11 protein-coding genes are annotated in these 15838 nt (G+C 38.3%); all 11 read left to right on the top strand.

What is annotated here, in order from left to right; genetic code table 11:
• Positions 1-16: 16 nt before the first annotated feature.
• The gene (locus ACUL40_RS07975; protein ID WP_063220652.1) at positions 17-448 is read left to right on the top strand and encodes an RbsD/FucU family protein; all 432 of its coding nucleotides are present in this window, start codon (positions 17-19) and stop codon (positions 446-448) included.
• 59 nt (positions 449-507) lie between these two features.
• Complete coding sequence (locus ACUL40_RS07970) at positions 508-2013, top strand: sugar ABC transporter ATP-binding protein (protein ID WP_063220653.1); 1506 nt, start codon at positions 508-510, stop codon at positions 2011-2013.
• A 34-nt stretch (positions 2014-2047) separates the two neighbouring features.
• A complete protein-coding gene (locus ACUL40_RS07965) occupies positions 2048-3052 on the top strand; it encodes an ABC transporter permease (protein WP_180358748.1) in 1005 nt (334 codons plus the stop codon).
• Positions 3053-3099: 47 nt separating this feature from the next.
• Complete coding sequence (locus tag ACUL40_RS07960; protein ID WP_445422832.1) at positions 3100-4095, top strand: ABC transporter substrate-binding protein; 996 nt, start codon at positions 3100-3102, stop codon at positions 4093-4095.
• Positions 4096-4148: 53 nt separating this feature from the next.
• Positions 4149-4799 carry a class II aldolase/adducin family protein gene (locus ACUL40_RS07955; protein ID WP_063220655.1) on the top strand — a complete coding sequence of 217 codons (651 nt, stop codon included), beginning with the start codon at positions 4149-4151 and terminating at the stop codon, positions 4797-4799.
• A gap of 28 nt (positions 4800-4827) precedes the next feature.
• Positions 4828-6321 carry a rhamnulokinase gene (locus tag ACUL40_RS07950; RefSeq protein ID WP_445422833.1) on the top strand — a complete coding sequence of 498 codons (1494 nt, stop codon included), beginning with the start codon at positions 4828-4830 and terminating at the stop codon, positions 6319-6321.
• Between the two features lies 1 nt (position 6322).
• Positions 6323-8113: an L-fucose isomerase gene (locus tag ACUL40_RS07945; RefSeq protein WP_326037966.1), complete on the top strand. Its 1791-nt coding sequence runs from the start codon at positions 6323-6325 to the stop codon at positions 8111-8113.
• Positions 8114-8305: 192 nt separating this feature from the next.
• Complete coding sequence (locus ACUL40_RS07940; RefSeq protein ID WP_139847106.1) at positions 8306-10375, top strand: bifunctional aldolase/short-chain dehydrogenase; 2070 nt, start codon at positions 8306-8308, stop codon at positions 10373-10375.
• Positions 10376-10536: 161 nt separating this feature from the next.
• Positions 10537-14007 carry a glycosyl hydrolase family 95 catalytic domain-containing protein gene (locus tag ACUL40_RS07935; RefSeq protein WP_139847105.1) on the top strand — a complete coding sequence of 1157 codons (3471 nt, stop codon included), beginning with the start codon at positions 10537-10539 and terminating at the stop codon, positions 14005-14007.
• A 299-nt stretch (positions 14008-14306) separates the two neighbouring features.
• Positions 14307-15137: a GNAT family N-acetyltransferase gene (locus tag ACUL40_RS07930; RefSeq protein WP_065212230.1), complete on the top strand. Its 831-nt coding sequence runs from the start codon at positions 14307-14309 to the stop codon at positions 15135-15137.
• Between the two features lie 109 nt (positions 15138-15246).
• Entirely contained in the window at positions 15247-15807 is a 561-nt protein-coding gene (locus ACUL40_RS07925; protein WP_065212229.1) for a class I SAM-dependent methyltransferase, read from the top strand.
• Positions 15808-15838 lie beyond the last annotated feature (31 nt).

Raw genomic sequence — 15838 nt, 5'->3', positions numbered from 1 at the left:
CGGAAGGGAGATAGAAATGCTAAAAGGAATACCGAAAATAATGAGTCCAGATTTAATGAAAGTTCTTTTAGAAATGGGGCATGGGGATGAGATTGTTTTAGCGGATGGCAATTTCCCCGCTGCCTCTTGCGGGACGAAGCTCATTCGATGTGAAGGTCATGGGGTTCTTGAAGTATTACAGGCAATTTTGCAATTCTTTCCACTCGATACGTATAGTAATCATTCTGTTTCATTAATGAAAGTCGTAAAAGGGGATCCTACCACGCCCTCCATTTGGGAAACATATGATGCGACAATTAAAAAATATGATACTCATTTTGATGGTTTTGAGATGATTGACCGCTTTGCATTTTATGAGAGGGCAAAGAAGGCGTATGCAATTGTTGCAACGAGTGAAAGTGCTCTCTATGCTAATATGATTTTAAAAAAGGGCGTGGTTACTGATTAACGCATTATTAAACTAATATATTGTTTCATTAAAAATTTGATAGGGTAGTAGGTGATAGGATGAGTGAATTATTGCTGAAAATGGATGGAATTAGTAAAGCGTTCCCTGGAGTGCAAGCGCTTTCTAATGTGCGATTTGAATTGAAAAAAGGCGAAGTTCACGCACTTTTGGGAGAGAATGGAGCCGGAAAATCTACATTAATGAAAATTTTAACAGGAATTTATCAAAGAGATGCTGGAACCATTGCGTATGAAGGAAAAGAAATAGAGGTTCCAGATACAAAAGCAGCACAAAGACTCGGAATCAGCATTATTCATCAGGAACTTAATTTGGCTCCGCATTTAACAGTTGCCCAAAATATTTTTATTGGAAGAGAACCTAAAGGGCTATTTAATCTTTTTTTGGATGAAAAAGAACTCAATAACAGAGCGAAAAAACTATTTGAAAGGTTAAACATTCATCTAGACCCAAGAGAATTGGTAGGCAATTTAACAGTTGCGAAACAGCAAATGGTGGAAATCTCTAAAGCTCTTTCTTTTGATTCAAAAGTACTGATTATGGATGAGCCAACCGCAGCTTTAACGGATACTGAAATCGATGCATTATTTGTTATGATTCGGAAATTACGACAAGATGGTGTGGGAATTGTATATATCTCTCACCGCATGGAGGAGCTTAAGAAAATTACTGACCGTGTATCGATTATGCGAGACGGTACATACGTAGGAACGATGAACACGAAGGATGCAACGATTGAACAAATTATCTCGATGATGGTTGGAAGGAAAATTGATAACAATCAAAAACCAGAAATGAAAGAGAGAACGAGAGAAAAAGTGTTTGAAGTAAAAAATTTAAAGAGAGGGAACACGATAAAAGATGTAAGTTTTGAACTGTATAAAGGGGAAATCGTTGGCTTTGCTGGATTGATGGGTGCTGGAAGAACAGAAGTAGCCCGTGCCATATTTGGGGCAGACCCACTAGATTCAGGGGAGATTTTTATTAAGGGAAAAAGACAGAATATTAAAAATCCTTCCGATGCAGTACAAAATGGAATTGGCTATTTGTCTGAAGATCGAAAACAGTTTGGACTTCTAGTTGGGATGGATGTCAAAACAAATATTGCAATGGCATCGATGAAAGATTATGTAAAACCTTTCGGCTGGATGCATGTATCGAAAGTGGATCAACAATCTGAGGAATTAATTAAGAGGTTAAAAATAAAAACACCATCAGGTAATCAATTAGTGAAAAATCTTTCAGGAGGGAATCAGCAAAAAGTTGTTATTGGCAAGTGGTTGACTAGAGATTCAGATGTCTTAATCTTTGATGAGCCTACTCGTGGTATTGATATCGGGGCAAAAGACGAAATTTATAAGTTACTACATGATTTAGCACAGCAAGGAAAATCTATTATTATGATTTCCTCAGAGCTTCCTGAAATTTTAAGGATCAGTCACCGCGTGATTGTTATGTGTGAAGGCAAAATAACAGGAGAATTGAAAAATGATGAAAAAGCATCGCAAGAAGCAATTATGACTCTTGCAACAAAACGAATGATGTAATGAATAGTAACGGATGATAAAGGAGTGAACAAAAATGGAAATACAAAAGGTAGTCGAACTTCCAGTTGAAGGGAAGATGAGGAAAGGGATAAATTCAAACGCGCTTCAACAGCTTCTAGCATTTGCAAGTTTAATTGTACTTGTTGTCATTTTTTCAATTACTTCAGCTAATTTTCTACAATTTGATAACATTATAGGAATCTTTTTATCGACAGCTGTTACAGGCATCCTTGCTTTAGGGGCAACAATGATTATCGTTACAAGTGGAATTGATTTATCCTGTGGAACCGTACTAACCTTGTCTTCGGTTATGACAGGTGTATTTGCTGTCAACTTAGGTTTACCAGTTTGGGTAGCTGTACTTGGAGGTATTTTAATAGGTGCCGTAGTAGGTTTAATTTCTGGAGCTGCAATTGCAAAGTTGAAGATTCCCCCATTTATTGCAACGTTAGCGATGATGATGATCGCAAAAGGATTGGCACTTGTTATTTCGAAAGCCACTCCAATTTATTTCACTTCTATACCAAGCTTTAACAAAATTGCGATGGGTTCTATTATTCCTGGCTTTGCTATTCCGAATGCTGTTTTCATCTTTTTTGGAATGGCTATTTTCGCAAGCTTAATTTTAAATAAAACGATTATCGGAAGGTATACATTTGCACTAGGAAGCAATGAAGAAGCAACCAGGCTTTCTGGAGTGAATGTTGATAAGTGGAAAATCATTATCTATATGATTGCAGGTGTTTTTACTGGTGTTGCAGGGATTATCATGGCATCTCGTCTAAATTCTGCTCAGCCAGCTTTAGGTGCAGGATATGAATTAGAAGCAATCGCAGCAGTCGTTATCGGAGGAACTTCTTTAAGTGGTGGTAAAGGAACAATTCTTGGTACTGTTATCGGTGCATTGATTATGAGTGTGTTAACAAATGGTCTTCAAATTCTTTCGGTACCTCAAGAATGGCAAACGGTAGTTGTTGGGGCGGTTATCTTATTAGCAGTTTACGCAGATGTGTTACGAAACAAAAAAGCAAAGAATTAATTGCGATACTGCTTTTTAAATAAAACAATATATAGGGGGAATTTTGGATGAAGAAAGCAAAAAAGGGCATAGTTTTATCGTCAATTCTCGCAATTTCAATGTTTATGGGAGCGTGTTCTTCAAATGGTGCAAGCACAGGAAGTAAGGATAGTAATGCCCCTACAAAAGATGACGGTAAGCGCTATGTGGCTATTATTTCAAAAGGGTTCCAGCATCAGTTCTGGCAAGCAGTTAAAAAAGGAGCTGAGCAAGCAGCAGATGAGTATAAAGTAAATATTACATTTGTAGGTCCTGAAACGGAAGCGCAGGTTGATAAACAAGTTGAAATGCTCCGTAGCACACTTGATAAAAAACCAGATGCGATTGGTTTTGCGGCATTAGACTCTAAGGCTGCTCTTCCTTTATTAGAACAAGCAAAAAATAAAAAAATTCCGGTTGTTGCATTTGACTCAGGTGTTGAGGGAGATATACCTGTAGCAAGAGCTGCAACGGATAATAAAGCAGCAGCAGCTCTTGCAGCTGAGAAAATGGCTGGATTAGTTGGTGAAAAAGGAGAAGTAGCAGTAGTTGCTCACGACCAGACAAGTAAAACAGGTGTTGAACGCCGCGATGGCTTTGTAAATACAATCAAATCAAAGTATCCGAACATCAAACTTGTCGATATTCAATATGGTAGCGGCGATCAATTAAAATCGACTGACGCTGCTAAGGCAATTATGCAAGCGCACCCAAATGTAAAAGGTATTTTCGGTACAAATGAAGGTTCTGCGATAGGGGTAGTAAATGCTGTTAAAGAATTGAACAAAAAGAGTGTAGTAGTAGTTGGCTTTGACTCTGGAAAACTACAAATTGATGCGATTAAGAGCGGAGTGATGGCAGGTGCGATTACGCAAAATCCAATTGGAATTGGTTACGAAACTGTGAAAGCAGCTGTTGAGAACCTAGATGGGAAACAAGTATCCAAAACAATTGACACTGGTTTCTATTGGTACGATAAAAAGAACATTGATGATCCAAAGATTAAGGAAGTGCTATATCAATAAAATCTAAAACGAAACTAGCGGTGCAAATAAGAGAGAAACTGAGGTGTATAACATTGTCTAATGTAATAAATGATTTGAAATTATATGCAAATAAGATTGTCCAAACAGGACTTGTAGTAGGAGCAGGTGGAAATTTGAGTATGAGAGATGGGAATATGATGTATATCTCTCCTAGTGGTTTTGATTTGCAAGAGATAGAAGACCACGAGTGGGTACGTGTCAATATTGAAACTGGTGAGATATTGGATGATTTAAAACCATCTTCTGAAATATTAATGCATTTGGAATGTTTTCGTAAACGTCCTGATATAACAGCTGTTTTACATGCTCATCCAAGTTATTCGGTAGGTGTATCATGTACTGGTCATACCATTCCGAGTCTATTCCCAGATTTTCCAGCAATGATCAAAAGCGTATCTTATCTTGAATATATGATTCCGACTACAGAAGTATTGGCTAACGCTGTATCAAATGTGATTGAAGAAAATGATGTAGTCGTAATGAGGAATCATGGCGTACTTACGGTTGGTAAAACAATGAAAGAAGCATATTTTCTAATGCAAATTCTAGAAGAAGCGGCCAAAGTATATACGATTGCATCGACTGTGGGCGTGCCAAGAATTTTGACAGAGGAAGAATGTCACGAATTAAGAAATCTATCTTCTGAGAAATATAGATTACAACTACTAAAAGATGCGGAGTAATTGAAGTGTTTCCGAGGGGTGTGAAGGAATGGAAAAAGTTTGGGCTTTTGATTTAGGTGCATCTAATGGGCGTTTAATGGTAAGTGGATTTGATGGGAAACGCCTTTATCTTGAAGAAGTTCACCGGTTCTCCAATAGCCCTATTTACGCAACTGGTCATTATTATTGGGATATTTTAAGGATCTTCCAAGAAATGAAGAATGGAATAGGGAAAAGTATTAGAAACGGTCATAAGTCGATAGAAAGTTTATCTATCGATACGTGGGGCGTTGATTTCGGACTTCTTTCTGCAACAGGAGAATTGCTTAGCAATCCTTATTCTTATAGAGATCCGCATACAAATGATAGTTTAAAAGAAATCACGGAAGTCATTCCGAGGGATGTTTTGTTCTCTCGAACGGGCGTCACGCCAGCAGCAATTAATACGATTTGCCAGCTTTATACGATAAAAAAGAATAACCCAGATTTGATAGAAAAGGCAAAAACTCTATTATTAACACCAAACTTATTGAGTTATTTATTTTCCGGCGAAAAGGCGAATGAATATACGATTAGTACAACGACATCATTATTTCACATTCATGAGCATAATTGGGATACCGCCCTTATGACTAAGTTAAAGCTACCTAAAGAAATCATGGGAAATATTGTGATGCCAGGAACAACTCTCGGTCCGACACTTTCTTCCATTCATAACAAATTTGGCATGAAGCCTGTTAAAGTTATTGCTGGTGCAGGACATGATACAGCCTGTGCTCTTGCCGCACTGCCTATAAAGTCAGAATGTTCTGCGTTTATGTGTTGTGGTACATGGATCTTAATGGGAGTTCAAGTGAAGAATCCAGTCATTAATGAACAGGCTTTGGAATGGGGCTTTACAAATGAAGGAACGGCAGATGGCGAGTTTCGACTACTTAAAAATATTATGGGGTTATGGCTCATGCAAGAATGTAGGGGGACTTGGGCAAAAGAAGGCAAGCTTTTTACTTACGAAGAAGAAGCAACGTTGATTCGAAATACAAAGCCATTTGCACATTTCATAGACCCAGATGATCCTTCTTTCTTCAATCCGGAAAATATGCCAAAACAAATCCGAGATTTCTGTATAAAGAGTGGTCAACAGCCGCCTGAAACGGAAGGAAGTTTCCTCCGCTGTATTTTGGAGAGTCTCTCACTAAGTTATAGGTGGGTGTTAGAGAAGCTGGAAGTTTTAACTGGAAAGTCAATAGAAGTTATCCACATGGGCGGCGGTGGCATTCAGAATGATCTGTTTTGTCAATTTACCGCAAATGCGACTAACCGTCCTGTTGTAGCGGGGCCAGTTGAAGCGAGTGCGATTGGAAATTCATTATCGCAATGGATCGCGCTAGGAAAAATAAAGGATTTAAAGGAAGGTAGAGAGATTGTTGAAAACTCGTTTCCTGTTAAACATTATCAACCTCAAAACCAATTAGAATGGCAGGAAGCATACGGCCGTTTTATTGAAATAATCGATAACAATGTAGTAAGAAGGGAGCTTTAAAATGAAAACAGTTCATAATAGATTCTACAATACATTACCGAAAATCGGAATTAGACCAACAATTGATGGCAGAAGAAATGGTGTACGTGAATCTCTTGAAGATATGACGATGAATCTTGCAAAATCGGTAGCAAATCTACTAACCGAAAACTTGCGTCATTACAATGGTGAGGCAGTAGAATGTGTCATCGCTGATACATGTATTGGCGGTGTGGCGGAAGCGGCCAAAGCGGCTGAAAAATTTGCAGTAGAGGGAGTTGGTGTTTCTATTACTGTTACACCATGTTGGTGCTATGGTTCTGAAACAATGGATATGAATCCTGATATTCCAAAAGCAGTATGGGGATTTAATGGAACAGAACGTCCAGGGGCAGTGTATCTTGCAGCTGTCTTAGCTGCCCATAATCAAAAGGGCATTCCAGCTTTCGGCATATACGGGAAAGATGTGCAAGACTTAAGTGATACATCCATTCCAGAAGATGTGCAGGAAAAACTACTTCAATTTGCAAAGTCTGGCCTTGTCGTTGCTACTTTAAAAGGAAAATCGTATCTGTCGATGGGGTCTGTATCTATGGGGATTGCCGGTAGTACCGTTCAACCTGAATTTTTCCAAGATTATTTAGGAATGAGAAATGAATATATTGATATGACCGAATTTGTAAGAAGAATAGATGAAGAGATTTATGATAAGGAAGAATATGAAAAAGCTTTAAACTGGGTAAAAGAGTATTGTCCAGAAGGTCCAGATAATAATGCGGAAGAAATGCAAAGGTCACGGGAGCAAAAAAATAAAGACTGGGAAACTAGCGTTAAAATGACTTTAATTGCAAGGGATCTTATGACTGGAAATCCAAAACTAGTGGAACTTGGCTATGGTGAGGAAGCGCTAGGATACAATGCTATTTCCGCAGGTTTCCAAGGTCAGCGTCAATGGACGGATCATTTCCCAAATGGTGATTTTATGGAGACAATTTTAAATTCCTCCTTTGATTGGAACGGAATTCGCCCGCCATACATTATGGCTACTGAAAATGATAGTTTAAATGGAGTTACGATGCTATTTGGCCATTTATTAACAAATACAGCTCAAGTTTTTGCTGATGTAAGAACGTATTGGAGTCCGGAGGCAGTAGAACGTGTGACAGGGCATAAACCTAAAGGATTAGCAGAAAAGGGATTTATTCATATGATTAACTCCGGTTCAGCTGCACTTGATGGGACAGGACAACAAACGAAAGATGGAAAGCCTGCTATAAAACCGTTTTGGGAAATTACAGAGGAAGAAGTTCAAAATTGTTTAGCAGCTACTTCTTGGAGACCGGCTTCAACAGGGTATTTCCGAGGGGGCGGATTCTCAAGTGATTTCTTAACAAAGGGAAATATGCCTGTAACAGCAGCCCGTCTCAATCTTGTTAAAGGCTTAGGTCCTGTTTTACAAATCGCAGAAGGCTATTCAGTTGAAATCCCAGAAGAGGTGCACGACATATTGGATAAGAGAACAGATCCAACTTGGCCAACAACTTGGTTCGTTCCAAATATAACGGGAGAAGGTGCTTTTAAGGATGTTTACACCGTGATGAATAATTGGGGTGCTAACCACTGTGTAATAAGCTACGGTCATATTGGTAGTGATTTAATTACGCTTGCTTCAATGCTCCGAATTCCTGTAAATATGCATAACGTCAAAGAAGAACAAATCTTTAGACCGAGTGCATGGGGCATGTTCGGAACAAACGATCCAGAAGCAGCAGATTACCGTGCCTGCCAAAACTTTGGTCCATTATACCATTAAGGAAAAAAAGTTCCCCCTGATAATATGTCGGGGGGGTTACTATAGAGCATATTTTTTCGCACTGGAATGAAAGTGTTTTACATGTAAAAGAAGTGCAAGTAATAGCAAACTCTTGAACATACGGATACTACTATTTTAAAGAGTTTAGTATCCGAAATAATAGAACAATAAAAAATAGCGGGGGTAAAAAATATGGTGAAAAGTTTATGGGAAGATGCAAAAGCATCTCAATTATCGCAAGGATTGGAACAATTAGTGTATCGTTCAAATTTAATTGGCACAGACCGTGCTGTATGTAATTGGGGCGGTGGAAACACATCGGTAAAGACAGTTGAAAAGGATTTTCGTGGTCATGATGTAGAGGTTATGTGGGTGAAAGGAAGCGGATCTGATTTAGCGACTATGAAAGTGCAAAACTTTACTGGTTTAAAAATGGAAGACATTCGTTTATTGATGGAGCGCGAAGAAATGCCAGATGAAGAAATGGTAGAGTACTTATCTCATTGTATGATTGACAGCAAACATCCGCGTGCGTCTATCGAAACGTTATTACATGCATTTTTACCTTTTAAACATGTGGATCATACACATCCAGATGCTATTATTAGTCTTTGCTGCGCACATAATGGAAAACAAATTGCGGAAGAAATTTACGGTAATCGCTTCGTTTGGGTTCCATATGTGCGTCCGGGATTTACATTATCAAAAATGATTGCAGAAGGCGTGAAAAATAATCCAAATGCTGAACTAGTATTAATGGAAAAACACGGCTTAGTCGTTTGGGGAGAAACAGCGAAAGAAAGCTATGAAAAAACAATTGCGGTCATTAATGAGGCAGAACAATATATTAATGAGCGAGTGAATGAAAGCACTGTATTCGGAGGTCAAAAATACGAAGCACTTTCAGGAGAAGAGCGTAGAAGTATTCTTGCAAAAGTAATGCCGATTATTCGCGGGGCAGTTAGTGATGAAAAGAAAATGCTATTATCCTATGACGATACAGATGAAGTACTTCAATTTGTAAACAGCCGCGATGCACGAGAACTTTCTCAAGTTGGAGCGGCTTGTCCTGACCATTTAGTTCACACAAAGCGCAGTCCTCTTTATATTGATTGGGATCCGCAAACGAAAGATATGGACAGATTAATAGAGAGCATAAAGGTTGGTGTTGAAAGCTTTAAAGAAGAGTATAAAGCTTACTTTGAACGTAACAAATACGAAGGAGACAAAATGTTTGAATCGGCACCGCGCGTTATTTTAATTCCTGGTATCGGTATGGTGAATACCGGTAAAAATGTGGCGATGTCAAAAGTAAGTGGTGCGCTGTATCATAGGGCAATTTCAGTAATGAAAGGCTCCACAACACTTGGAAGTTTTGTTTCTTTAAATGAAAACGAATCTTACAATGTTGAGTACTGGCCATTAGAGCTATATAAATTATCGTTGGCACCAGCAGAAGCGGAATTTTCCCGCAAAGTTGCCTTTATTACAGGTGGTGCTGGCGGAATTGGAAGTGAAACGGGACGATGCCTTGTTTCAGAAGGTGCACATGTAGTGCTTGCTGACTTGAATTTTGAAGGGGCAGAAAAAGTTGCAGCGGAAATTAATGATAAGTATGGTGAAGGCCGTGCTATTGCGGTAAAAATGGATGTAACAAAAGAAGAAGAAGTGAAGACGGCATTTGAACAGGCAGCTCTGACTTACGGAGGCGTTGATAGTATCGTAAACAATGCAGGGCTTGCGACGTCTAGTCCATTCGATGAAACAACGCTTCAAGAATGGAATTTAAATATGAACGTGCTTGGAACGGGATACTTTTTAGTGGCACGTGAAGCGTTCAAGCAAATGAAACAGCAAGGCATTGGGGGGAATATGGTATTTGTCGGCTCAAAAAATTCTGTGTATGCCGGGAAAAACGCTACAGCATACAGCTCTGTAAAAGCACTCGAAACACATTTAGCGAGATGTATTGCAGCTGAAGGCGGTGAGTACGGTATTCGTGTAAATTCAGTTCTTCCAGATGCGGTTCTGCAAGGATCAGCTATTTGGGGTTCGAAATGGCGTGAAGAACGTGCCGCAGCATATGGTATTGAGCCGGACCAGTTAGAGGAACATTACCGTAAACGTACAACATTATTGGTTAATATTTATTCGAAAGATATCGCTGAATCAATTGCTTTCTTTGCCTCTTCAAAGGCGGATAAAACAACTGGATGTATGATTACAGTTGATGGTGGTGTAACAGCGGCATTTACTAGATAATTATTTCTTTTTTTAAAAAGGAAAAAGAGGTGTAATAGGCAAATGTACGTTTGCCTATTATGCTTCCATATAAAAGAATAGCGAATCTCAAGGAGAGAATAAAATAAGTCAATGCGCAGAAGGGGACACTTTACATTCGCTTTTCAAAAGGGGATGGAAATTTGAAACTTAGGAACTTATTAACAGGGGGATTGCTCTTTGGTACGTTATTATTCTCTTTAGGAAGCACTGGAGAGTTTAATAGGGTAGAGGCAACATCACCTATTACGATTGACACTCCAAAATCAGAGGGAAAGAAACTATCGCTTTGGTACAATGAGCCAGCAAAAGATTGGGAAAAACAAGCATTGCCAATCGGTAATGGTTATATGGGCGGCATGGTATTTGGCGGAGTCCAGCAAGAACGTATTCAGTTTAATGAAAAAACGCTTTGGACTGGCGGACCAAGCAGTACGAGTGAGTATACGTACGGGAATCGTGATGGAGCAGCGAGTCACTTAGGTAGCATTAGGGAAAAGTTAGCAAAAGGTGATAAATCAGGCGCGGAAAGGGAATCTTCGCAATTTCTTACAGGTCTTCAAAAAGGGTTTGGGTCCTATCAAAATTTTGGGGACATTTACTTAGATTTTAATATGCCAGATCCATCTGCATTTTCAAATTATCGCAGGGAATTAAATATAAATGAAGGTATTGCTACTGTTTCCTATAACTATAAAGGTGTTCAATATAATAGGGAATATTTCACAAGTTATCCTGATCGCGTTATGGTTATGCGTTTAACAGCTAGTGAATCTAAACAGCTTTCATTAGATGTTAGACCAACGAGCGCGCAGGGAGGGCAAGTAACGTCCAAAGATAATAAAATCACTATTAAAGGACAAATAGCGAATAACGGAATGAAATATGAATCAGAATTTAAAGTATTGAATGAGGGAGGTACTTTAACAGCGGAGAATGGGAAAATTAAAGTAGCGAATGCAGATAGTTTAACAATTATTATGACTGCGGCTACTGATTATGAAAATAAATACCCTACTTATAAAGGAGAAGATCCACATCAAAAGGTTGAAAAAATCATGGCCTCTATTTCTAAGAAGAGTTATGAGATTTTAAAATATACGCATATTAAAGACTATCACTCTTTATTTAATCGTGTTTCTTTAAATTTAGGAGGGGAAAACCCATCTGTTCCAACAAATGAACTACTAGCATCTTATAGTAAACAAAACAGTAAGTATTTAGAAGAACTATTCTTCCAATATGGAAGATACTTGCTCATTTCTTCTTCAAGACCAGGAACGCTTCCTGCAAATCTACAAGGTGTATGGAATAATTCGAACACACCACCGTGGGAAAGTGACTATCATTTCAATATTAACCTGCAAATGAATTATTGGCCTGCAGAGGTGGCGAATCTGTCCGAAACAGCTGAGCCATTAATGGACTATGTTGATTCATTAAGAGCACCAGGAAGGGTTTCGGCGGAAAAACATTTCGGTGTTACAGGTGGCGGGTGGACCGTTAATACGATGAATAATCCATTTGGATTTACAGCGCCTGGCTGGGGATTAGGCTGGGGTTGGGCACCTAGTGCGAATGCTTTTATCGGTCAAAACCTATGGGAACATTATAAATTTACGGATGATAAACAATATTTACAAGAAAAGATTTATCCGATACTGAAAGAAGCGGCGGAGTTTCATAGTAAGTTTTTAGTAGAAGATCAAAATAAGAAGTTAGTTGTTTCTCCGTGCTGGTCTCCAGAGCTTGGTGGTATCTCGAATGGATGCGCTTTTGATCAACAGTTAGTGTATGAGTTGTTCTCAAATGTAATTGAAGCTAGTGAAATCTTGCAGATTGATACGGCGTTTCGAGATGAGTTAAAGACTAAAAGGGATCGATTATTCCCACCAATTCAAATTGGTAGATATGGTCAAGTGCAAGAGTGGAAGGATGATATAGATGACCCTGGCGAAACGCATAGGCATATATCTCAGCTAGTTGCACTATATCCAGGAAGTATGATTAATCACAATACACCGGAATGGCTTGAGGCTGCTAAAGTTACTTTAAACCATCGTGGTGATGAGGGAACGGGCTGGAGTAAAGCGAACAAAATTAATTTATGGGCACGTTTATTAGATGGTGACCATGCTTATAAAATTTTGCAAGGGCAACTTACAGGAAGTACGCTTAGTAACCTGTTTGATACGCATCCACCGTTTCAAATTGATGGAAACTTTGGCGCAACATCGGGAATTGCTGAAATGTTAATTCAAAGCCATACCGACTCCATTCAATTATTGCCTGCACTTCCGAAAGCTTGGAAGGACGGTTCTTATAAAGGACTAAGAGCACGCGGTGCATTTACGATTGATGCGAACTGGAAAAATGGTATGCCTACAGTCATTCAGGTGAATTCTGATCACGGAAACGATGTAAAGTTAAAAAGTCCAATGTTCAATACACCAGTTACTGTGACAAGAGTCGGAACGAATACACCGGTGCCATTTACGAAAGATGGAGATACGATTTCATTTAAAACGGAACAAGGTAAAACTTATAAAATTGAGTCTATGCTTAGTTTCGATCTAGAGTCTCCGAGTAGTATAACGGCAGGAAGTACAGTTAAAGTAAAGGCAAATTTATCAAACTTCGGTTCATTGAAATCTTCTTCCGGAGAAGTGGTTGTAAAGGCTCCAGAGAGCTGGAATGTTAAACCGATTACAGTAGCTTTTGAAGGCGTTGAACCAGGGCAATCGAAAACAATTGAGGCAGATTTACCGGTCCCGATTGATGTGGCTTCTAATAATTATTCCATTGAAGCTGAAGTAAATACAGATAGCGGGACTGTTCGTAAAACGAATCAAATAGAAGTAACGCCAGCAGTAAAGCTAATTTCAGCAAATGTTGAACCCAATCCAATTATTGTTGAAGGGGGTTCGACTACATTAAAGGTAAAGGTTCAAAATGAAATAAGGGAAAAAGTGACACCTGGAAAGATTGAACTGCAATTACCAGATGGCTGGAATGCGCAGCCATTAACAACAGACTTTCAATTAACTGCAGGAGGAGAGGACACATATTCGTTTGTTATAACTCCGCCATCCGAGTTTAAAGGAGTGAAAGAAGTTGGGGTCTCTGTAAAATTAGGGAATGCGGTGGTAACATCAACGAAAGTTCAAGTGGCTTCCGGCGGCATCTACCTGAGTGATATTTCATGGATAAAAGCAACCGCTGGATGGGCAACGGTTCAAAAAGATAAAAGCACTGACAAAAACCCGCTTTCATTACTCGGAACGACAGGACCGATTACGTATAAAAAAGGAATCGGAACGCATTCGAAGTCAGAAATCACCTATGATATATCAAATGCAACTTACAAACGATTTAATTCATATGTAGGAATCGACCAGGAACCTGGCGGTAAAGGTGGTTCAGTCGTGTTCAAAGTACTACTTGATGGGGCTGAAGTATTTAATAGCGGTACAATGTACTATAATACGCCAGCAAAATTTGTTGATGTTGACCTTACAGGTAAAAAAGAATTAAAACTAGTCGTTGATGATGCAGGTAACGGTAACGGAAATGATCATGCGGACTGGGCGGATGCTTGGTTGAGTTTTAAATAGCGTTGATTTAGTCGTTACTCTTTGTAGTCATACGGATTATATGTCTCCAATTATACCCTCACATGTTCAGTGGGGATTTGATGATCAGATAGGAAAAAGAGTGGTCTGAGTTTCAATGTATGAAACAATTTTTATAAATAAAGGAAAGAGTCAATCTTCTATTGCATAGAGGATTGACTCTTTTTTACTATACATAAGCAAGGCTGCATTGATTTACAAAAATCACTTAAGTGAATAGAGAATATTCCGATAAAATGATAAAGTTAGAATAGAGTGGTTTCAGGAAGGTGGTTTAACTTATGATTTCTGAATTAAGCAAGAATGATTTTTATAAATGTAGTGGTTTAATAAATGAACACGGTCAATTAGAAGTCAAAGCTGTAATTGCAGGAGTGAATCCTGGTCGTATATTTGTAGATAACGTGTCTTCTCCTAATTCGGGACTCATTTGGTTAGGTAATAATGATGGCTTCTTCTTTATTGGAGATGCTGAAAATGAAGAGTTTAATAAAGAAATGAATCGTTTTATTAATAATGTAATAGTACCTAGGGCGAGGAAAGCAGGATTAGATTGCTTTGAAGGAATCGGAAATCATTCAAAGTGGAACAAAACAATTGAAAGAATATTTCAGCACCGTAACTTAAAGAGTTGGAATCAAAGAGTGTATACGCTAAGAAAAAAGGATTATGAAAATCATCATGAACCTGAAATTGAACAGGAATATACTGTGCTGAAAATGAGTAAAGCTCTCTATGAAAATAGTAATAATACATTTAAGAATATTGATTTTTTACAATCAAAAATTTTAGAGTTTTGGTCTTCATCGGATCGTTTTTTCAATGAGGGAATCGGTTATTGCATTGTTTATGATGATGTAATTGTGAGTGTTTGTTTTTCAGGGTTTGTATTTGAAAATATACACTGCATAGATATTGAAACAATAGAGGGTTACCAGGGGAGGAAATTAGCTCAAAAGATAGCGCATAGTTTTGTAAAAGATTGTTTGGAGAATGATATTATTCCATATTGGGACTGTATGGAATTGAACAAGCCTTCTGTTGCAGTTGTGGAAAATGTAGGGTTTACAAATGTTTTTAATTATGTAGGATATTATTTTCTATTTGAATAATCTGTTGAATATAGAAGTAGTTTTTTTAATTCATACATGTAAGAAAAGGACATGCAAATCCGATTTTACGAAAAATCTAATGACTTAAAATTCATACGAGGTGAAAATAATGGTAATAAAACAAGACGAAATGAAAGTAGTAGTGGCAGCTGGGGCATTTAATAACAATCCGGGCTGGATTCAAACGCAAGAAGATGATCTTAACTTATTAGTTGAAACAATGTGGGAAGCAAGATTTGAATATAACTCCATTTCAGCTATTTTAGCAGAGCATGTATGGGAGCACCTTACTTTTGAAGAAGGGGTAAAAGCAGCTAGCATTTGTTATAAATTTTTAAAACCGTCAGGCCATATTCGGTGCGGTGTCCCTGATGCATTTTTCCAAGATGAAACATATCAAAATATAGTGCAAGTAGGCGGACCTGGCCCGAAAGACCATCCAGCTGCAAGCCATAAAATCGTTTATAATTATAAAACATTAACGAAAATGTTTGAAACAGCTGGATTTGAAATAGTTTTACTGGAATATTGCGATGAAAATGGGCAATTTTATTACAAAGAATGGGATGCAAATGATGGCGTTATTTTCCGATCAAAAAGATATGATCCTAGAAATCAAGGAGATAAACTTGGTTGCCCATCGTTAATTGTGGATGCGATTAAACGGTAAGGTATTCGTTAGTTCAATAAGTTTATGAGCC

It is taken from the genome of Bacillus sp. KNSH39, from assembly GCF_052656585.1.
This window is presented reverse-complemented; position numbering and strand designations above follow the sequence as displayed.